This window comes from Myxococcus hansupus (assembly GCF_000280925.3).
In the GTDB taxonomy this organism is placed as follows: Bacteria; Myxococcota; Myxococcia; order Myxococcales; family Myxococcaceae; genus Myxococcus; species Myxococcus hansupus.
Genome location: NZ_CP012109.1, coordinates 9,138,433 through 9,157,711, shown reverse-complemented (window position 1 = coordinate 9,157,711; position 19,279 = coordinate 9,138,433). Strand labels below are relative to the sequence as shown.

The window sequence follows — 19,279 nt, the reverse complement described above, 5'->3', positions numbered from 1 at the left end:
CATTTCCCCTCGGTCCGGAGTAGACAGGGCACATGAGCGCCCCTGTCTTCATCTATCTGACGCCTCCCGACGGGCTCGTACCCCTGCTGGCGCCGGCGCGGCTCGCGGCCTTCCGGGAGTGGTTCTGGCGGGAGAACACGGAACACCTGAGCGGAGAGGCGCTCCGCGAAGCGGAGTCGGACGAGGAGCTGAAGGCCATCCTCGACTTCGTGGACCACCTGCTCGAACACGGCGCCGAGGCCCTGCGAAAGCCCGCCGCCCGGCACGCGGAAGCGATGCTGGACCTGCTCGACGAGCTGTCCGACTTCTTCACCCGTGAGGAGCCGGATGCGCTCGAAGGCCTGGCGCTGGCCACGGACCGCAAACCCACGGACGCGGACGTCCGCGCCTCGTACGTCGTCGTCGCGGAGGGCTGCCCCACGCGAACCTTCGACCTGTGGCGGCACCTCGTCTGGGGCCGAGCACCAGACCGGGCGGTGGCCGAGGGCATCGGCCTGCGACGCAACTACCCGTCCCTGGGCTACTGGACGGCCGCGGAGGTGAAGCAGGTGCGCGACGACCTGCGTGAGCACCTGAGTGGCACCCCGGACTACAAGCCCGTGCGCACTGGCGCCCGCTTCAAGGTCGCGCTCCGCCGCATGCTGTCACTGTCCAGCCGGGGGCAGTCCGCCCCCGCGCTCGACGCCATCAGCCACGCGGTGGACCGGGCGGCACGCGAGGGCGCCGGCCTCCTCTTCGCGCGCTGACGCGAAACTCACACGAGGCCGCGAGCCAGCGCCCCCAACGTGGACATGGCCGCCTCGATGCGGGGCGTCCACGGGTGGCCACAGCTCAGCCGGAAGCAGTGGCGGTACGTGTCCATCCGCGCGGAGAAGATGGGCCCCGGCGCGATGCTGATGCCCGCCTCCAGGGCCTTCGCGTGCAACACCAGGGAGTCCACCTGCTGCGGCATCTCCACCCACAGCAGCACCCCTCCCGTGGGCCTCGTCACGCGGGTGCCCGCGGGGAAGAACTCCGCCACGGCGCTGGCCATGCGCTCCACTTGCGCCGCGAGCCGGCGACGCAACGCGCGCAGATGCCGGTCATACCCTCCGCTCTGGAGGAAGCGCGCAATCGCATACTGAGGCAACGTGGCCGTGGCCACCGAGTTCGAGAACTTGAGCAACTCCACCCGCTCCCGGAACCGCCCCGGCGCCACGTACCCCACGCGGAACCCCGGCGCGAGCGTCTTGGAGAACGAGCCACACAGCATCACGTTGCCACGCGTGTCGAAAGCCTTGCAGGTCCGGGGACGCTCCGGCCCGAAGTGCAGGTCGCCATAGATGTCGTCCTCGATGAGCGGCACGTCATGCGCCGCCAGCAGATTGACCAGCCGTTGGCGCCGCACATCGGGCATGCAGCTTCCCACCGGGTTGCTGAAGCTGGGCACCATTAGCACCGCGGCGATGCGGCGCCGGGTCAGCGCTGCTTCCAGCGCCTCCATCTGCATGCCATTGCGCGGGCAGCAGGGAATCTCCAGGGCGCGCAGGCCCAGCGCCTCGATGGCCTGGAGCGTGCCGTAATACGCGGGCGACTCGATGGCGATGGTGTCCCCCGGCCGCGCCACCGCGAGCAGGCACAGATGGATGGCTTCGGACGTTCCGCAGGTGGTGATGAAGTCCTCGGGCGACAGGGCACAGCCCCAGTCCAGCGAGCGCCGCGCGAGCTGCTGGCGCAGCTCCAGACAGCCGGGCAGCACGTCGTAGAGGATGCTCCGGTCCCGTGTGTCCCGGGTGAGCGCGCTCAGCTCGCGGTACAGCCGGCGCGTGGGCAGCAACTCCGGTGAAGGCGAAGCGGCGCCAAACGGGACGATGCGGGCATCGCCCATGGACTTGTAGACGCTCGCCACCAGGGCGCTGACGCTGACCGCCGTGGCGCTGGATGCGGGCCGAGACACCTGGGGCTCCGCGAGCTGCGGCCGCTCGCGGCGCCGCACGTAGTGCCCGGACTGGGGCCGCGTTTCGATGAGGCCCAGGGACTCCAGGTGCACATACGCCTGGAGCACGGTGGAGATGCTCACCCGCTCACGCAGGCTGAGCTGCCGCACCGAAGGCAGCTTGTCCCCAGCTTGAAGTGTGCCCGCCGCGATGGCCTCTTCGAGCCGCTCGGCGACCTGCTCGTACAGCTTCACTTTGTGCGCCACCGCGCCCATGGCTCCTCCCAGGGTGTGCCGCGTCCACGGGCCGCATCGGAGTCGAGAACGGCCCTGTTGCCCAGATACAGCTCTCACGTGCGACGACCGGTACAGTTCGTTGGAGCAGAACTGTACCGGTCACAATCTCATCGGGCTGAATCTGTTCCGCAACCGCCGCCGGGCGCATGTTGGGGCCAAGGAGGACGCGGCGATGTGGAACGGATTGAGGACGGTGGCGAACCGGCTGCGCTTCGGAGCAGCGCCGGCTCGGAGGACAGGCCGGGTAAGACTCCCCCAGGGCGGCCTGTGGAGCGTGCGCACACCTGGCGGCGAGCCACTGGAGCTCCTCTGCGGAGACGGGCTGCTGTGGCTCACACGCGAGGGGGACACGAAGGACCATGTGCTGCGCCCGGGCGACACGTGCAGCCTGGACCACCCTGGACACGTGGTGGTGCAGGCCTTGAGGCCCTCGACGTTCTGCCTGGCACAGCGGCTCCAGGTCCTGCGCCCCAGACAGCCTTCTCCACAAGCGACGGGCGTGGCCGTTCCTGAATGAGGGATGACTGGCGCGCCGCGCCGGCACAGGCATGCCAAGGCAACGAGCGGCTCAACGCGATTCACTTTGGGTATGGTTCACGCCATGCCCAGCCTTCGCGCCTACCGGCGCTTCGCCATGTCTGTCGTATTCGCTTCGTCGGTCCTCACCGTGCAGGCCGCAGAGGTCTCCCCCGCAAACAAGGTGGAAACCACACCGGGCCTCTCGCCCGAATCCATCCGGAAGGCCTTCGACAGCCAGCGCCAGACGCTGGCCCCCTGTCAGCGCGTTGTCGGCCACCGCAATTCCGCGGAAGGGCCTGACCACCGCCTCGAATTCTTTGTCTGGAACCCCGCGCCCGACACCGATGACCGCATTCGCGTGCGGTTCACCCTGACGCCCGAGGGGAAGATTGAAAAGACTTCCCGAAAACCAGATGCCCTCGATGTGCACTCCCTCTATCTACAAGACCACTGCGTCAAGACCGCGATGGAGCGGTGGACCTTCCCGACCTTCCCAGGGAACGTCGAGGAGCGCGTGCACGTGGAGCTCTGGGCACGGTTCAAGACCACGGAAGCCGAGCGCGCGGCGGAACTGGCGCGCTCGCGCGAGGACTTCAACGCGTTTTGCAAGGCGGCATCCGCCCTTGGGAGTGACAAGGCATTGCCGCCCCGGAAGCAATGGAACGAGGCCCACAAGCGATACCTCGCCGAACGCGGCCCCCGGATGAGTCCCAACGTGCGGGGCGTCGTTGAAGCGGTGTCCAACGTCAACATCCCCGACGCCATCGAGATACTCGAAACCGCGATGGACGAGACCACGGCCTCCCGCATCGACTGCCCGCGATTCACGGCGTGGAAGAAGCTGCCCCCCAACTGACGCGACAGCTTCTCCGCACACTCACGACAACCCCGCCACCTACCCGCTGCAGCTCTGCTGGCCCGTCAGGGGCCTGTTCGTCGTCGTGGCGCAGGCGCAGATGCCCCCCCGGCACTGGAACGAGGCGCTCTCCTCACACAGGTCATTCACCCGCTTCCAACGGAGGAGGGGCGCCCGGGAACTGCCCTCTTCCTGGGTGAAGAGCTCGTCGCCCCGAACCGCGAAGGCATGAGTCTCCGTGACGACGTGGTCCAGCGGCCCCTCGCTGTAGTCGTCGCACGCCGAGGCCCGGGTCAGCTCCAGCTTGCCGTTGCTCACCTTCCAGGCGCCCAGGTAGTTGTTCCAGCTTCCTCCCAACAGGATGACGGAGGTGCCGCGGAGGACCATCGCCGCGTCGTACCCGCTGCCCTGCTCGACCCGGTAGGTGCCCTCCCGCAGGGTGCCTCCCGTCAGCGGCGGCGCATTCGTCACCGGGGTGGAATCCGCGCTCCACGTCGTGCACCAGCCCACCGCGGAGCACTGGAGCGCGTTGCCGTTGTCGCCGCCTCCGCCGCCGTCACCGTCCTTGTCGTCTTCCTGGGTGTCACCACACGCCACAGCGAGGAGTGAGAGCGACAGCACCAGCGCACGCGTCAGGTTCTTCATCGGAACTTCCCGGGAAAAGGTTCATGGGGAATCAGCCCCACGACCAAGAGACATCCCGGGAACCGGTGTTGCGTCGAAATCAGCAACTCCGCGCGGACAGCGGTCTTTTTCAGCGCGGGCCTCGACGACTTCGCCGGGGTAGGCCTTGCGCCAGGGCGCCCATTCCAACCAGGCCCGTCGCGCCTCCTGACATGCCTCCCCTGGAGTTCCGGAGAGGCGCAAGGCCTGGGCGAGCCGCCGCCGCGCCAGGGGAACCCGCGCGGACGTCACCCCTTCGCTCGCCAGCGCCGTCAACGCCGCCCGCAGGGGCGCCACGGCCTCCGCGGGCGCACGCCTCGCCAGGTGGATGTCCCCCAGCAGCACCAGCGCCTTGATGCGCTCCGGCGCCACCGGGCCCCAGTCCTGCTCCAGCCTCGCGAGCGCCCGCTCCGCGAGGCCCCGCGCCTCCTCGACACGCCCCAGGAACAGCAGGGCATCCGCGAACCAGCGCAGCCCCTCCCCTTCCATCTCTCCGCGCGCCAGCAGTGCCTCCTGGAGCGCGACGCCGCGCGCGTGGAAGCTCCGGGCGTCCCTGCCGCGCCCCAGCAGCCGAAGCAGCCGCCCCACCTCGTGCAGGTCCAGCGCGACCTCCGGATGCGTGGCGCCATACACGCGCTCCCGGTGGGCCAGGCTGCGCCGAGCCTGCTCCAGCTCGGCCTCGCGCTCACCCAGCTCGCCCAGCACCCCGGTCCGGTTGGACGTCATGCCCATGAGCAGCGCGCCCGCCCCTTCCGGAGGGACGCTCTTGCGAGCCACCTCGAGGCTCTGCTCGGCCGCGCGCAACGCCTCCGGCCCCCGGCCCCACTCGAAGTAGATGAGGGCCAGGTTGGACAACGTGCGCGCCACCACCAGGTGCTCCTCACCCAGGCTGCGGCGCAGGCTGACGAGCCCCCGCTGCACCACCGCCTCCGCGCGCGCCAACTCCCCCGCGTGCGCCAGCGTGCCGCCCAGGTTCACCAGGGCCCTGCCGGTGTCCCGGTGGTCGGGGCCATGCAAGGCCTCGTGAAGCCGGAGCGCCTCCTCCTGCCAGCGCTTCGCCTCCAGGAGCCGGCCCTGATGACGGGCCAGCAAACCCAGACGTCCATTGAGCTCCGCGCGGGCGGCGGCATGGGGGAGGCCCTTCGCCGTGACACGATTCAGCGCTTCGAGCAGCAGCGGCTCGGCTTCGGAGAAGCGCCCCTCCTGTTCGAACAGCTCGGCGCGGACGTAGTTCAGCAACGCGTCGAACTCGGGGTCACGCAGCGGCTCCGCCACCGCCTGGGCCCGGTTCAGATGCGCCCAGGCCTCCTCCGTCCTTCCCAGGTCATGGCCACTCAGCCAGGCCTGGGCATAGAGCACCCGAGCCAGCACGGCATGATGACGCCCCGCCTCCGCCGCGAGGCTGGCCTGCACCAGCGAGGCGCGCGCGTCGTCGAAGGCATTGGCGTCTTCCTGGAGCGTCGCGCACAGCAGGTGGGCCTCCGCCTCCAGCGGGCGATAGCCCGTGAGCACGGCCCGCTCCCGCGCCGCCAACGCCACCTTCAGTGCCTCCGGGGTATGGCCCGCGAACAGCTCCGCGTTCGCCCGGGCCAGCTCCGCGCGGACCGCCGTCACCTCCGCCAGGACAGCCGGGTCTTCCGGAGGGGCCACCGCCTCCAGCAACGTCTTCACGTCCGAGCAACGCCGCAGGCTCGCCAACGAGCCGCCCAGCCCGAAGCCGCGCGCCACGGTGCGTGCATCCGCCCCCTGGAGCGCCGCCACCACGCGGGCCACCTCGTCCAGCCGCGCATCCAGACAGGCCATGCGCAAGCCCAGGACCTGCTCCGGCTGCTCGCCCCAGACGCGCGTGGCCTCACATGCCTCCTGGTGCGCGTTCGTCCAGTCCGACTTCCAGCGCTCCAGCGCCACCACCACCGCCGTGAAGGAGGCCTCCGCGTCCGGGGCATTCGTGGACAGGAAGGCCCTCCGGGTGGACGCCTGGGCCTCGGCGTCCCAGACCCCCGCGAAGTGCCGCTCACTGCCCTGGCACAACGCGCGCGACTCCTGTCTTGGAAGCAACGCGAACACGGCCAGGCCCGTCAGCGCCGCGCCCAGCACCACCAGGGCCGCGGTGCGCCGCCGGGCCCCCGAGTCCCAGGACAGCCGAGCGCGCAGTTCCTCCATGGAGGCGAACCGCTCCGAGGGGTCGGCGGAGAGCCCGCGCCGCACCACCGCCCGCAGCCACGCGGGAACACCGGGGCGCTCCGGCCGCACGGCCTTCCGCGCCATCTGCTCCAGTAACACCTCGCGCGTCTTCCCCTCGAAGGGACGCTGGCCGTTGAGGGCCTCGTAGAGCGCGACACAGAAGGAGAACTGGTCCGAACGGGCATCGCCGCGCTCGCCACGGAGCTGCTCGGGCGCGCCGTAGGCCAGCGTGCCCAGCAAGGCCCCCGTGACGGTGAGGGACGCCGGAGACACCGGGCTGGGCGACGCGGCGTTGGGTGACGAGGTCGCCTGCGCCAGGCCAAAGTCGGTGATGCGAACGAGCCCGCCCTTCGTCAGCAAGACGTTGTCCGGCTTGAAGTCCCGGTGGACGATGCCCAGCGCATGCGACGCGGCGAGCCCATCCGCCGCCTGACGGAAGCGCTCGAGGATGTCCCGGAGCGGGCGCGGCTGCTCCGACAACCAGCGCCGCAGCGTGCCGCCTTCCAGGAACTCCATCACCAGGAAGAGCTGTCCTTCGTACTCGCCCACGTCATGAAGGCTGGCGATGTGCGGGTGGGACAGCTTCGCCATCGTGCGCGCCTCGCGCTCCAGCCGCTGCCGGGCCAGGGCCAGCGTGTCCTCCTGGAAGCGCTCGGGTTTGAGCAGCTTCAGCGCCACCTTGCGGTCCAGCTCGGGGTCATACGCGGCATGGACCCGGCCCATGCCGCCCTCACCGAGCAGCCCCAGCACCACGTAGCGCCCCACCCGCGTGCCCGGGGCGAGCGGCCCCGCGCCCGAGAAGGAGGTCCGCGCCTCGTTCGGGCTCAGCGCGGCGAGCACGCTCCGGCACTCAGCGCAGCCGGCGACGTGGGCACGCACCTGCTGTTCCCGCTCGGAGGAGAGCTGTCCCTCCAGGTGGCGTGCGAGGTCGTTCTCGTCCGGGCAGCTCATTCCTTCGCCGCCAGGAGTCCGGAGAGGCTCACGTCGAGGCGGCCGTGAACGGCCCGCATCAGGCTGTCCAGCTCCTCTCGGGAGAGCGACAACCGCTCCGTCAGTCCCTGATGCGTGCGCGACTCCAGCAGCGCCTTCACCCCGGCCAGCCGCCGGGACACGGTGGACTTGTGCACGCCGTAGAGTTCCCCCAAGCGCGTCAACGACAGGTGCTCCACGAAGTGGAGGCGCAGCAACTCCCGGTCCTCGTCATCCAGCGAGGCCACCGCCTGGATGAAGGCGGCGCGCACGTGGGCGCGGGCCTCTTCACGGACCAGCCCCAGCTCCAGCCCACCTTGCGCCGGGTCCGCGGCCAGCATCTCCGCGTCCACCTGGGCTTCCTGCCCCTGCGCCTTGCGCATCCGCAGCGCGAGCCGCACCGCGGAGATGTTGACCCAATGCAGCAATGAGCCCACGCCCGCATAGCCGAGGAGCCGGGGCGGTGAGTCGGGCCGAGGCATCAACAGATTTCCCCGGAGCGCCTGAAGCACCTCATCCACGAACGCGGAGGAGGGATGAAACCGCGCGAGCGAGCCATGCAGCTTGCGCAAGACCTCCGCGTCGAAGAGGTCCGCCGCCCCCGGAGTCCCCTGCGCGCAGGCAAGCGCGAGGGCCAAATCCCTGGCGTGCAGACGCTCCAGCGCGACGACGGGGTCCTCGGCCTCGGAGAGCCGCGCGCCCAGATGCCGTGCGAACGCCATGGGTTCGGGCGCCGTGCCCTGAAGGGAGGCCGCCTCGCGCAGGGCCAGGGCGAGGGCCCGCGGAAACCCCGGCGCGGACCGCAAACGGCCCGCCGCGGCGGAGCCCATCGAACGAAGAACGGCTTCGAGAATCTCCCCGGGAAGCGAGCTGTCCGTATGCATGAGCTGGTGGAGTCGTCCCGTGGCGCGGAAGGCCACGCCCCTCCCCGGAACCTCTAGCATGAATGCCCGAGCGGGCTCGCGAGCTCCCGTCCCCTCGCCCGGCAGGGGCCGCCCCGGGGCCGCCCCGCCAGCCGCGCGACGACGCGCGTTCGCGCCGATTGGGCCTCAATCCCCGCCCTCCCATTCGCCCAGGCCAGGGCGCATCCTCGAAGCCACCCCAGACTTCCCGAGGACCGACCATGGCGCACGACCCCCATCACCATCACCCCGCCCACCACATCGTCCCGGGCTTCGGCGCGGACCGCGCCGTCCACTACGACGCCCAGGCGTCCGTCGCGCTCGCGGGCGCCCCGGCCTTGTATGAACTCGGCGTCAGCGCCCTGACGGCCCAGCTCGACGACCAGGACGCGGCCTCGATGCTCTTCGTGGGCGTGGGCACGGGCTCGGAGCTGGTGCCCTACACCCGCTTCGACGTCCCCGGCTGGCGCTTCACGGGCATCGACCCCTCCGACGCCATGCTCGACGTCGCGCGAAAGCGCCTGGAGACGGAGGGCCTGCTCTCCCGCACGCACCTGCACCACGGCGAGCTGCACACGCTGCCCGCGGGGCCCCCGTTCGACGGCGCGCAGATGATGGGCGTCCTCCACCATGTGGAGGGCGAAGCGGCCCGCCTCGAGCTGCTCCGAGAAGTCGCCCGGCGGCTCAAGCCCGGAGCCCCGCTCGTCGTCGGCTGCCGCATTGGCATGGACCCCGAGCTGTTGAACGTGGAGCTGCGGCGGTGGCGAGCCTACGGCACCCCTCGGGAGGAACTGGAGCGTCGGCGCGAGCGCTTCATGGCGCTGAAGCCCATCGAATCCGATGCCGCCCTGTTCGCGATGCTCGCCCAGGCGGGCTTCGTCACTCCGAAGCCCCTCTTCATCTCGCTTCAGTTCAAGGTCTTCCTGGCGCGGTTCCAGCCCGGCACGCAGGGATGAACCCGGACCACCGCGCGGCCGGAAGACGCCCGGCCGCACGGGTCCACGGGCTCACGCGACGGTGAGGACTTCCGCGCCCTGCTCGGTGACGAGCAGGGTGTGCTCGAACTGCGCGCTGCGGCTGCCGTCGGCGGTGACGGCGGTCCACTCGTCATCCCAGGTGCGGTGACCCCAGCCGCCCAGGTTGATCATCGGCTCGACGGTGAAAATCATGCCGGGCTCGATGACGGTGTCCGCCTCGGGCTCGTAGTAGTGCGGAATCTGGAGCGCGGTGTGGAACGTCTCACCGATGCCGTGGCCGCAGTAGGCGCGCACCACGCTCATCCCGTTCTGCGTGGCGTGCGTTTCAATCGCGCGGCCGATGTCGCTGATGGGACGCCCGGGCTTCACCGCCGCGATGCCCAGGTCCAGGCACTCGCGCGTCACGCGCACCAGTCGCTGGCTCTCCTCGTCCACGTTGCCCACGAAGTACGTCGCCGAGCAGTCACCGTGCACGCCATCCAGGAAGATGGTGACGTCCAGGTTGACGATGTCCCCGTCCTCCAGCGCCCGGCTGTCCGGGATGCCGTGGCAGATGACCTCGTTGACGGACGTGCAGAGCGACTTCGGATAGCGGTGGTAGTTGAGCGTGCTCGGGTAGCCGCCCCGCTTGATGTACGCCTCGTGCGTAATCGCATCCAGTTCGTCGGTGGTGATGCCCGGACGCACGTGCGACGCCACCTCCTGGAGGACCTCCGCGGCGGCCTTGCACGCCTTGCGCATGCGCGCGATGACGTCCGGCGTCTTGACGTCCGAGCCCGGACTCTTGCGCGAGGGCCGGCCCGTCAGCGCGTACTCCGGACGGGGGATGTGCAGGGGCACCTCGCGGCGGGGGCTGATGACGCCCGGGCGGATGCCCTTGCGAGCGACGTCGGGCCCCTTCTTGCGCGCCTCGGCGGCGTCCGCGCCCCGGTGGCACTTCTTGTACTTGGAACCGCTGCCGCACCAGCAGGTGTCATTCGGCCCGGGGAGAACGGCGGGGGGCGTACGGGGAACGGCTGTGGTCATGAATCACCTCCAACGCGGGGCTGCTCGGGCTTGCGGGCGCGCATCCAGCGCACCACCTGGGGACGAAGCCAAAGCCGGGGCCGCCCGGCGCCCAGGTCCAGGACGGGCCGAGGCATGTCGGGATAGCGGCGCAGGTAGGTGCTGACGCTGTTGGCGTGGCGCAGGCGCAGCAACCCGGCCACCGTCTGAGCGTCAATCAGGTCTTCGGTCTTCACCATGGGACACATGTCGGGCCTGTCTATACCCCTAGACACGCACCCGTGCACGGCTTCTTTCCCGGACAGTCCTGGGAAGTCCACTCGCGAGCCTCACCGCCCGCCTGGCCAGGAGTCAGGCCCCGCCGGCTCAGCGCTCGAGCGCCGCGCACGTCAGGCAGTGCCGGGCCTCGGGAACGGCGCGCAGCCGGTGCCGGCCCATGGCGCCACCACACCGCTCGCACCGGCCGAACTCGCCGTGGGCGATGCGGGTGAGCGCGTCCTCGATGTCCCGCAGCTCCTGCTGCTCCGCGTCGGTGAAGGCCAGCCTGCCAGCCTCCGACACCGCGCGGGCGCGCAACCGGTGGCTGCGCTGCCGCAATGCTTCCTGGGCCTCCCGAGCCAGCAGCTCCATGCGCACCTCCCACGGCGGCCACCCCGGCCACCTCCCGCCGCGGGTATCCCTGGAGAGCCATGCTCCAGTGGAAGGTGCTGCTTTTCAGGAAGCGTGCCTCGCGCGGTCAGGCGCTACAGGCTTGCGGGGGCGCAAGCGTTGCGCCCCCTGGACAGGCCCCCGCAGGGATTGCGGCGCCCCGCGCTACTTCGCCTGCGCCCGGGCCGCGGCATGATGGCGGGCCCGCTTCTCCACGGCGCGGAATGTGTCCTCCACCGCGTCCTTCTGCCCCATGCGCGCCAGGAAGCCCGGGATGGAGCCGGCCGGGTCCACGGTGAAGCGGTACACGGCATGCGACGTCCCCTCGCCGCGAGGCTCCACGCGCCAGCTCCCCTCGTTGAGCCGCAGGCGCACCGTCCCACGCCGCTGGGGGATGGCGTCCGGCTCCGCGCGCCACCGCTGCGAGAACACGCCCGAGCCATCCTCCGCCAGCTTGGACTCCAGCACCACGCTGCACACGTAGTCGCGCGAGGACACGACGGGCAGGTCCAGCTTCGTGTACGTGAGCTGGCCCTCCTCCGGCAGCTCCTTCAGGAGGCGGGACTCCTTCACGTACGGCATCCAGTGCCGGTAGGCGTCCACGTCCCGCAGCACGGCCTGCACGTCCGCGGCGCTCGCGGACAAATCGCCCTCCGCCCAGACCTCCTTGGCGTCGCTACCGGGACGGGCCCGGACCTTCACCACGTAAGGCTTCTCCGACACCGTCTTCCATTCCGCTTCCGCCTGGGCCTTCCCGGCGACGAGGCCCAGCACACCCGCGGCGACGGCCGCTCCACTCCACGACAGCTTCATGCACACGTCCTTGGCGTTTCCAGCCGGGGATGACTTCGCGTCATCCTCCGACATCCGGGGGCGTCAGCGCATTCGCGAGGAGCAAGGGGCTGGAGACGGCACCGCCCCGAACCACACCTGGCGGCTCGGGGCGGCGACCTGCGGGCAATCGCTACACACGTCCCGCTAGGGCACGCGCACCGCTCGCCCGCCGAACGAGGGACTGGCCATGACGTCCATGGCCAGCCGGTCCGCGTAGGGGCGGCCCAGCCGGGCGTAGGCCTCGGCCTCCTGCGCGGTGAGGAACACCCGCACCGTGAACTGGGCAATGCCTCCCACCACCACGTCGAGGAACAACGTCCCCTCCCCCGCGCGCACGAGGCGGTACATCAGCGGGCTCTGGATGAGGACCTGCTCCTCGCTCACGGAATCTCCGTCACCACCGCCTGCGACACGGGCGCGTCGATGACCATCAGCTCGGGCACGCCGCCGGAGGTGTAGCCGCCGAACTTGAAGCAGTCCGTGTCCTCGTCGCTGGTGCACTTCCAGACGCCCGGGTCCGCGTCCACGGGCAGGCGCACGCACACGCCGGTGGCCGCCAGGTCCAGCGTCATCATCCGCAGCGGTCCCTCGAAGTTCTTCGCCGGCAGGCCCAGCGCCTGGCCAATCACCGCCGGGTCATGCGCGCCGTTCACCATCGACTTCTCCACGGCGGCCTGGATGGTCTCCGACGGCGCCGCGAACAGGTAACAACCGCTCTCGTTGCAGCGGCCAAAGTTCTGCGCGTTCGGCTTCACCACGAAGTTCTGGTACGCGGCGTCCGTCATCAGCCACGACACCTTCTTGCCGGGGAAGTTCTTCGCCAGGTGCTGGTCCACGCTCCACGGCGCGGCGCGCTCGTCCGCCTCGCGGGAAATCTGGGCCTGCTGCGCGTCGCACGCCTGCGGCGCCGTCGGCGTGGTGGGGGGCGTCCCCGCGCCGTGCTTGCAGCCGGCCAGCAGGAACACACCGAGGAACAGGCTCCGAATCGTCCACGTCATGGGCAAACCTCCAGATAGGGGAAGGTTGGAAAGAGGCGGCGAAACCTACCTCCTGTCGGCCCATGGATAGTCGCGATTTCTAGTTTTTATACTCTTTGCGGCCTGCCCCCGGCGGAGCGGTTATACGGGGCGGCATGAGCCAGAACCTCTACGACATTCCCCTCAAGTCCATTGACGGTGCCCCGCAGACGCTGAGCCCCTTCAAGGGCAAGGTCCTGCTGGTGGTCAACGTGGCCTCGAAGTGCGGGCTGACGCCGCAGTACGAAGGACTGGAGAAGCTCTACGAGCGCAAGCGCGCCGAGGGCTTCGAGGTGCTGGGCTTCCCCGCCAACAACTTCCTGGGTCAGGAGCCTGGCAGCGAGGCGGAGATCAAGGAGTTCTGCACGCTGACCTACGACGTGAAGTTCCCGCTCTTCTCCAAGGTGTCGGTGGTGGGCGCGGACAAGCACCCGCTCTACCACGCGCTGACGGGCGCCATCCCGGACGCGGTGGGCGAAGGCCCCATGCGCTCGCGGCTGCAGGGCTACGGCATCACCGCCAACCCCATCCCGGAAGTGCAGTGGAACTTCGAGAAGTTCCTCATCGGCCGTGACGGCCGCGTGGCGGCCCGCTTCGCCCCGGACGTCGCCGCGGACGACCCGCGCATCACCGCCGCCATCGACGCGGAGCTCGCGAAGCAGGGTTGACCGGGCCCCAGGTCCGCTGGACTTCTGCCCTCCAGCGGACTTGCGTGGACGAAAGCATCGACTTTTGCCCCGCACCGGGGCAAGCCAGGGGGGCCATGAGCCCGTTCATTCCTGGTCCGCCGCCCGAGCGCGGCCTGTTCTGCAATCGCACCCTCAACCTGCGCGCCATCAAAGCCGTGGGTTACGACATGGATTACACGCTCATCCACTACCATGTGGAAGCGTGGGAGCGCCGCGCCTACGAGCACATCCGAGACAGGCTCGTGGAGCAGGGCTGGCCGGTGGCGGACCTCTCGTTCGACCCCGAGCTGTCGATGCGCGGCCTCATCATCGACACGGAGAAGGGCAACCTTCTCAAGGCCAACCGCTTCGGCTTCGTGAAGAAGGCGCTCCATGGCACGCAGGCCATGAGCTTCGAGGCCCAGCGCGACGAGTACGCTCGCACCATCATTGACCTGCACGAGCGCCGCTGGGTGTTCCTCAACACGCTCTTCTCGCTGTCGGAGGCGTGCATCTACGCGCAGCTCGTGGACCGGCTGGACGCCGGTCAGCTCCCGGGTCCCATGGGCTACTCGGACCTCTACGAGCACGTGCGCAAGAACCTGGATGCCACGCACATGCAGGGGCGGCTGAAGGCGGAAATCATCGCCGACCCGGAGCGCTACGTCATCGACGACCCGGAGACGCCGCTGGCCCTGCTGGACCAGCGCAACGCCGGCAAGAAGCTGCTGCTCATCACCAACAGCGAGTGGGCCTACACCGAGCCCATGATGCACTTCGCCTTCGACCGGCACCTGCCGGCGGGCATGACGTGGCGGCAGCTCTTCGACGTGGTGATTGTCTCCGCGCGCAAGCCGGAGTTCTTCACCACGCGCTCGTCGCTCTTCGAGGTGGTGGAGTCCAGCGGCGAGGCGCTGCTGCGTCCCCACACGGGGCCCTTCAAGCCGGGCACGCCGTACTTCGGCGGCAGCGCGGTGGAGCTGGAGCGCCACCTGGGCCTGAGCGGCGACCAGATTCTCTACGTGGGCGACCACATGTTCGGCGACGTGCACGTGACGAAGAACGTGCTGCGCTGGCGCACGGCGCTCATCCTGCGCGAGCTGGAGGACGAGGTGCGCGCCATCGCCTCGTTCCGCGCCACCGAGACGCGGCTGGCCGAGCGCATGGTGGTGAAGGAGCGGATGGAGGCGGAGAGCTGCCAGATTCGCCTGGAGCTCCAGCGGCGGCGCTTCCAGTACGGCCCCCATTCGGACACGCCCACGGAGCCGGAGCTGGTGGCCCGGCTGGCGGCGCTGCGCACCGAAATGGAGTCCCTGGACGCGGAGCTGGGCCCCATGGCGCGCGCCGCCACCGAGCTGTCCAACCCCATCTGGGGCCTGCTCACGCGCGCGGGCAACGACAAGAGCCACCTGGCGCGGCAGGTGGAGCGCTACGCGGACATCTACACGTCGCGGGTGTCCAACTTCCTGTTCGCCACGCCCTTCGTCTACCTGCGCAGCCCGCGCGGCAGCCTCCCGCATGACCCGAGCATCCCCGGTGGCACGCCCGTCTTCGGCGCCAGCGAGGCGGGCGGCGGAATCTCCGGCACGGACGGCGGAGAGTAGGCAGGCAGGCGTCGGCGCCACGGCCCCGGTCCGTGGCGCCGCCGTTCCTACCGACAGGGGTGGATGCGTAGAACCTCGGATTTACTGAACTTTTAATCAGTACCCCTCCGAGGGGAGGGCGGGCGGGCATCCCCCTCCACGGGGCATGTCAGACCGCCTCGGTATGAGTGGACCTGTGAGCCACTCGACCACGAACAGCTCGTCGACCCTCGTTCTTGAGCAGCGCAACCTGCTTGGGGGCATGGACCTGGTACCCGTGCTGGGCGGCAAGGGCCGCAAGCGCGCGCGGCGCTTCCATGTCGCCTCGGAGCGGCGGGTGGGCTTCGCGGCGGCGCTGGCGTTGGTGGTGGAGCATGGCAAGCAGAAGGCGAAGGAGACGGGCGTCACGTCCCTGAGCACCTGCCCCCGCTGCGGCCACCGGGGCCCCACGGCGCAGGACTTCGGCTACCGCATCATGCGCGGCGAGCGCCGGCCCCAATCCTGGTGCCGCGGCTGCCGTGGCCTGCACCTGGAGCCCTCGCCGGTGGCGCAGATGAACTCCACGGCCCCGCGCAGCACGGAGGGATGGCTGTTCCCGCCCGAGAGCACCACCAGCACCCGCCCGCCCCGGCGCGGCAAGGGGTCGTCGACGTAGGGCGGACAGGCAGTACGTGCTGTCTTGAGCCTGACCTCCCCGCCCCTGAGCCAGCTTGGACTCAGCGCGGCGCTGACGCTCAGGGAGTGGACGGGCGGAGGCTTCACACCTCGCTGAGCCGTCGCCAGCAACCAAGGGGGCAACGACCTCCGCCGTCCCCCGGAGGGGGATGGAAAAGCCAGGGCGCCGTCCATACCTCACCGCGAGGAGGCAACATGGCCGTTCGGACGACAGTGGCAGGCATCAAGAACAGGCGGCGGGTCGACGCGCACGGAGCCCAGCCGAGCATGCAGGCCAGCAAGGGGCGCAAGACGCTGCCCCGGGATGACGCGGCCGCGCTGCGGCGGAAGCAGACACTGGAACGCGTGACGCTGGGCCCCGCCGCGGAACTCCATGAGCCCAAGAGCCATCGGCGGCGGGCCACCACGCTCAAGGGCCGCAAGAAGGCCCCCAGCGAGATGAACGTGAAGCACGTGGGCGGCCCCAAGAAGCGCCTGCCCCTTCACGGAGGCTGACCTCCCGCTTCCAGCACCACGCGGCCCCTTCCTGGCGATGCCCCGGAAGGGGCCGTGTCCATTCAGGGCCCCGGAGGCCAGAGCGCGCTGACCTCCGGCGACTCCGCCACGTAGACGGCCCACACCCGCTCCCGGGGATGCCGCTGCAGGTCCGAGGCATGCGGTGAAGGCTGGCTCCCCGCGATGCGCCGGCCATGCACGGTGAAGACATAGTCGAGCTGCACGAGCCGCCCGGCCTCCAGTCCTGGCACCACCTGTCGCTCCACCTTCGTGATTTCAGCCGCGGCGGGCAGTCCCCAGACGAGCGCCTGCAACCGGCGCTTCTGCTCGCGCCGCACCTGCGCGGGCCACGCCGAGCGCCGGAACAACAGCCCCATGCCCATGAAGATGGAGGACAACAGCAGCAGAGGCCACACAAAGCCCAACGCCACCGGCAGCATCACCACCCCGGCGAGGAGGAAGAACGTCCCCCAGGCATGGTGCGTGTGCCGCAGAGGACGCAACACGGCCGCGCGCTGAGCCCGCGTGAGCCGGCGAGGCGGCAACGACGGCGGTGGGCCTCGCGAGGCGCCCAGGGCCGCCTCCAGGCTCGCGCCACACGTCACACAGTGCGCCTCGTCGAGCACGGGAACGGCATGCCCACAGCCAGGGCAGACGATGCGCAGCTCACCCAGGTCCGTTGACGAGAATGGCTCGGCCTGAAGGGTCCGGGGGCGGCGCACGATGACGCCATGGGAGCACCGGGCGCTTCCCCCGCGCAACCCGCCCTCCGGGGCCGCGCCGGACATGGGCACCGGGGCCCGCCCGCTCCGTCGCCCCCTGGCATCCCTCACACCGCGTCCCTACCTGTGTCGCTTGGGAGGCCGCATGCCAGAGAAGAGTCAGGCGGAGCGAGTGAAGCGCGCGAAGCGACAGGGGACCACGCTGGAGTTGAAGCCCACGGACGTACACCGTGCCGGCTCAGACAGCGCACACAAAGCCAAGAAGAGCGGTCGCCGTGCGATTGGCAAACGCACCTTCGAGGACCGCAGCGTGAGCCCCCGCCGTGCGCCTGGACAGGGCCTCACCGCCAAGAGCCGCAAGCTGCCGGAACCCGAGCCGGGCCAGAGCAGCACCTCTCGGCGAAAGACGCTGCCGGCCGTGGCCGCGGCGGCCTACCGCAAGGAAGGACGTCCCAAGAAGACGACAGGCCGCGGCGACACGACGCCGCTCAAAGCCGGCAAGGCCTACCGGCGCGCGGGCGCGAGGAAGTCGAGCCTGCGCGCCTGAGCCCCCGCGCGGGTGGGCTCACCCTGCTCACCCATAACCGCCGGAAACGACCTGGTAGATGATGACCGACCCGTTGGGGCAGCGAAATGAGTGCGTGGTGACGACACGATAAAACTCACGGGGCGGACGCGTAATCATCAGGCTCACGGTCGTCTCGGGGAACGGCAGGTCCTCGGGAACATCCAGGCTCCACGTCTGAATGGTCGCGGGAAGGCTGGCCACGATGTTGCCCGACAGGTCCATGAACCGGACGGTCCCACCATACTCTCCCACGTGAATGTCTTCGGCGTTGGCCTGGACGTTGAGCAGATAGTAGCCCGACGGAATCTCGGACTCCTGCGCATCCCAGTACATGAAGCCCATGTCCGCGCCGTTGATGAATCCGCTGGCGGGCACCTGCTCGAAGCCAGCGATGCTGCTCACCACGGCCGTCATTCCCTCGGCGGACGCGGACACCGTCTGCCGATCATTGATGGCGTAACCCGCTTCGTCCGCCGCCGTCTTCAGTTGCGCCCTGGCGTCCTGACAGGAATTGGCCGTCGCCTGGGCCGCGTTCGCACGCGCGAGATAGGACGAAAAGCTTGGACTCGCGGCCCACGCCTGCCCCGACGCCAAAAGCACCACGGCAAGACTGGAGACCGCCTTCACCCACTGTCGCATCATGAGAAAACCCGAGTTTGGAGTTGGAGAGTGGCCGCCCTGCATTATCAATACCAACCTGACAGCCAGCCTTCCGCCCGAAAAGACAGACTCCCCAACCCCATTCGTGACAGCCCCTGTCACAAACCCACACTCTCTGTGACATAAACAGTCACGCACCACCGGACGCAGTCAAACCCAGCGTGCGCGCCTCACTCCGACGGCTCAACGCCATTCACCACGGCGACCAGCTTGCGAATCTCGTCGTGCAACCCGCGCAGATGCTCCAGGTTCCGTTGAAGCATCGCGTCAATCTGCTCGCTGCGCTGGTAGTCCCCCTGCATCACCGCGTCTTCTCGCTCGCGCGCCAGCCGCACCACGTCACGCTCCACCAGCGCCGCCAGCCGCGCCGTCTTGTCCAGCTCCCACTGGGCCGTCTGCGGCAGCTCGGGCTCGATGTCGTCGTTGTATTGCGGCGGAGGGTGGGACAGCTCGGGCTCGGGAATCATGGGCTCGGGCGGCATCCGCGCCACGGAGACCTGCGGCGTTTCGCGCGGGGGCGGTGGCGGCGGCGTAACCGCCTCGACCGCCCTCACCGGGACCCGCCTCGGAGGCGCGGGAGGAGGCGGTGGTGGGGGCAGCGGCTCCGGCATGGAGAACGCCGCGACCGGCACCGGCTCCAGGACAGGTTCGGGCCAGAGCTTCACGGCCCCCAACGCCACGGCGAGCACACCGGCCCCACCCAGCACCAGACAGTAACGAATCCGCATGCCCCCATCCCCCGCGCTCAAAAGCGCACCCGCCAGGCCCCTCGCTGCCGCTCCACGCGTAGCAACCACGGTGCCGGGCGCTCACGTCCACCATGGGCCACCCGGGCCCGCACGATGACGGCCTCCGCGTCCCGGCCATCCACCGACGACCCGACAATCCCCACCAACCCGAGTCCATGCGCCCGCAGCTCCCGCACCGTCTCCACACAGGGCCTCGCGCTGCCTCCCGTGGCCAGCAGCGGCGCCAGCACCTGGCAGTCCCCCGTGGGCAGCACCGAGAAGAAGTGGCGCACCGCCGCCTCCGCGGACCGCGTCTTCGACGCGGGAGAAGCACACCCCAGCGCGGTCAGCAGCAGCCACCCCGCCCACCTGCCCTGCATGACCCGTCGTGACAT

At 69.9% G+C, this 19,279-nt stretch carries 23 protein-coding genes; 9 read left to right on the top strand and 14 right to left on the bottom strand.

The annotated features are described in order from the left end of the window. Nucleotides 1–32 precede the first annotated feature (32 nt). Nucleotides 33–746: a hypothetical protein gene (locus A176_RS36180; protein WP_002633843.1), complete on the top strand. Its 714-nt coding sequence runs from the start codon at nt 33–35 to the stop codon at nt 744–746. Nucleotides 747–754: 8 nt separating this feature from the next. Here the strand turns inward: A176_RS36180 and A176_RS36175 are convergent, their stop codons facing one another. Beyond that, entirely contained in the window at nt 755–2,191 is a 1,437-nt protein-coding gene (locus tag A176_RS36175) for an aminotransferase-like domain-containing protein (RefSeq protein ID WP_044889934.1), read from the bottom strand. Nucleotides 2,192–2,384: 193 nt separating this feature from the next. Between A176_RS36175 and A176_RS36170 the strand changes: the two genes are divergently transcribed. Together A176_RS36170 and A176_RS36165 are read left to right on the top strand one after the other, a co-directional pair. Continuing rightward, on the top strand, nt 2,385–2,729 hold the full coding sequence (locus tag A176_RS36170; RefSeq protein ID WP_002633845.1) for a DUF2917 domain-containing protein: 345 nt from the start codon (nt 2,385–2,387) through the stop codon (nt 2,727–2,729). Nucleotides 2,730–2,813: 84 nt separating this feature from the next. Next, entirely contained in the window at nt 2,814–3,587 is a 774-nt protein-coding gene (locus tag A176_RS36165; RefSeq protein WP_002633846.1) for a hypothetical protein, read from the top strand. 39 nt (nt 3,588–3,626) lie between these two features. On the opposite strand, the gene A176_RS36160 is transcribed toward A176_RS36165, so the two are convergent. Genes A176_RS36160 through A176_RS36150 form a run of 3 tightly spaced genes read right to left on the bottom strand, consistent with a single transcriptional unit; the run spans nt 3,627 to nt 8,287 of the window. Continuing rightward, nucleotides 3,627–4,232 carry a hypothetical protein gene (locus A176_RS36160; protein WP_002633847.1) on the bottom strand — a complete coding sequence of 202 codons (606 nt, stop codon included), beginning with the start codon at nt 4,230–4,232 and terminating at the stop codon, nt 3,627–3,629. A 21-nt stretch (nt 4,233–4,253) separates the two neighbouring features. Continuing rightward, entirely contained in the window at nt 4,254–7,385 is a 3,132-nt protein-coding gene (locus A176_RS36155) for a serine/threonine-protein kinase (RefSeq protein ID WP_002633848.1), read from the bottom strand. Further along, nucleotides 7,382–8,287, bottom strand: a complete 906-nt coding sequence (locus tag A176_RS36150; RefSeq protein WP_226994097.1) for a sigma factor-like helix-turn-helix DNA-binding protein — start codon at nt 8,285–8,287, stop codon at nt 7,382–7,384. Before A176_RS36150 ends, A176_RS36155 begins: the two co-directional genes overlap by 4 nt. 239 nt (nt 8,288–8,526) lie before the next feature. On the opposite strand from A176_RS36150, the gene A176_RS36145 reads away from it, so the two are divergent. Further along, complete coding sequence (locus A176_RS36145) at nt 8,527–9,261, top strand: class I SAM-dependent methyltransferase (RefSeq protein ID WP_002633850.1); 735 nt, start codon at nt 8,527–8,529, stop codon at nt 9,259–9,261. A 51-nt stretch (nt 9,262–9,312) separates the two neighbouring features. Here A176_RS36145 and map read toward each other — a convergent pair whose 3' ends face one another. From map to A176_RS36115, 6 genes are all read right to left on the bottom strand, one after another. Next, nucleotides 9,313–10,308 carry a type I methionyl aminopeptidase gene (gene map / locus A176_RS36140; RefSeq protein ID WP_002633851.1) on the bottom strand — a complete coding sequence of 332 codons (996 nt, stop codon included), beginning with the start codon at nt 10,306–10,308 and terminating at the stop codon, nt 9,313–9,315. Beyond that, a complete protein-coding gene (locus tag A176_RS36135; protein ID WP_002633852.1) occupies nt 10,305–10,526 on the bottom strand; it encodes a hypothetical protein in 222 nt (73 codons plus the stop codon). Before A176_RS36135 ends, map begins: the two co-directional genes overlap by 4 nt. A gap of 127 nt (nt 10,527–10,653) precedes the next feature. Then, nucleotides 10,654–10,917, bottom strand: coding sequence for a TraR/DksA family transcriptional regulator (locus A176_RS36130; RefSeq protein ID WP_002633853.1), 264 nt, complete (start codon nt 10,915–10,917; stop codon nt 10,654–10,656). 183 nt (nt 10,918–11,100) lie between these two features. Further along, complete coding sequence (locus tag A176_RS36125) at nt 11,101–11,748, bottom strand: START domain-containing protein (protein ID WP_226994096.1); 648 nt, start codon at nt 11,746–11,748, stop codon at nt 11,101–11,103. 165 nt (nt 11,749–11,913) lie between these two features. Then, the gene (locus A176_RS36120; RefSeq protein ID WP_002633855.1) at nt 11,914–12,153 is read right to left on the bottom strand and encodes a hypothetical protein; all 240 of its coding nucleotides are present in this window, start codon (nt 12,151–12,153) and stop codon (nt 11,914–11,916) included. Next, the gene (locus A176_RS36115) at nt 12,150–12,767 is read right to left on the bottom strand and encodes a hypothetical protein (protein WP_002633856.1); all 618 of its coding nucleotides are present in this window, start codon (nt 12,765–12,767) and stop codon (nt 12,150–12,152) included. Before A176_RS36115 ends, A176_RS36120 begins: the two co-directional genes overlap by 4 nt. Before the next feature lie 134 nt (nt 12,768–12,901). On the opposite strand from A176_RS36115, the gene A176_RS36110 reads away from it, so the two are divergent. The 4 genes from A176_RS36110 (at nt 12,902) to A176_RS36095 (ending at nt 16,206) form a co-directional block, all read left to right on the top strand. Beyond that, complete coding sequence (locus A176_RS36110; RefSeq protein WP_002633857.1) at nt 12,902–13,453, top strand: glutathione peroxidase; 552 nt, start codon at nt 12,902–12,904, stop codon at nt 13,451–13,453. A gap of 95 nt (nt 13,454–13,548) precedes the next feature. Continuing rightward, nucleotides 13,549–15,057 carry an HAD-IG family 5'-nucleotidase gene (locus tag A176_RS36105; protein ID WP_002633858.1) on the top strand — a complete coding sequence of 503 codons (1,509 nt, stop codon included), beginning with the start codon at nt 13,549–13,551 and terminating at the stop codon, nt 15,055–15,057. Between the two features lie 145 nt (nt 15,058–15,202). After that, a complete protein-coding gene (locus A176_RS36100) occupies nt 15,203–15,691 on the top strand; it encodes a hypothetical protein (protein WP_044889938.1) in 489 nt (162 codons plus the stop codon). 215 nt (nt 15,692–15,906) lie between these two features. Further along, the gene (locus A176_RS36095) at nt 15,907–16,206 is read left to right on the top strand and encodes a hypothetical protein (protein WP_226994095.1); all 300 of its coding nucleotides are present in this window, start codon (nt 15,907–15,909) and stop codon (nt 16,204–16,206) included. 62 nt (nt 16,207–16,268) lie between these two features. Here the strand turns inward: A176_RS36095 and A176_RS36090 are convergent, their stop codons facing one another. After that, complete coding sequence (locus A176_RS36090; RefSeq protein ID WP_021781205.1) at nt 16,269–16,928, bottom strand: hypothetical protein; 660 nt, start codon at nt 16,926–16,928, stop codon at nt 16,269–16,271. Between the two features lie 145 nt (nt 16,929–17,073). Between A176_RS36090 and A176_RS36085 the strand changes: the two genes are divergently transcribed. Further along, on the top strand, nt 17,074–17,475 hold the full coding sequence (locus A176_RS36085) for a hypothetical protein (protein ID WP_002633862.1): 402 nt from the start codon (nt 17,074–17,076) through the stop codon (nt 17,473–17,475). 27 nt (nt 17,476–17,502) lie between these two features. On the opposite strand, the gene A176_RS36080 is transcribed toward A176_RS36085, so the two are convergent. The 3 genes from A176_RS36080 to A176_RS36070 all read right to left on the bottom strand — a co-directional run bounded on the left by A176_RS36080 (nt 17,503) and on the right by A176_RS36070 (nt 19,264). Next, nucleotides 17,503–18,123, bottom strand: coding sequence for a hypothetical protein (locus tag A176_RS36080; RefSeq protein ID WP_002633863.1), 621 nt, complete (start codon nt 18,121–18,123; stop codon nt 17,503–17,505). 203 nt (nt 18,124–18,326) lie between these two features. Continuing rightward, nucleotides 18,327–18,884, bottom strand: a complete 558-nt coding sequence (locus tag A176_RS36075; protein WP_002633864.1) for a hypothetical protein — start codon at nt 18,882–18,884, stop codon at nt 18,327–18,329. Between the two features lie 17 nt (nt 18,885–18,901). Then, the gene (locus A176_RS36070; protein WP_002633865.1) at nt 18,902–19,264 is read right to left on the bottom strand and encodes a hypothetical protein; all 363 of its coding nucleotides are present in this window, start codon (nt 19,262–19,264) and stop codon (nt 18,902–18,904) included. Nucleotides 19,265–19,279 lie beyond the last annotated feature (15 nt).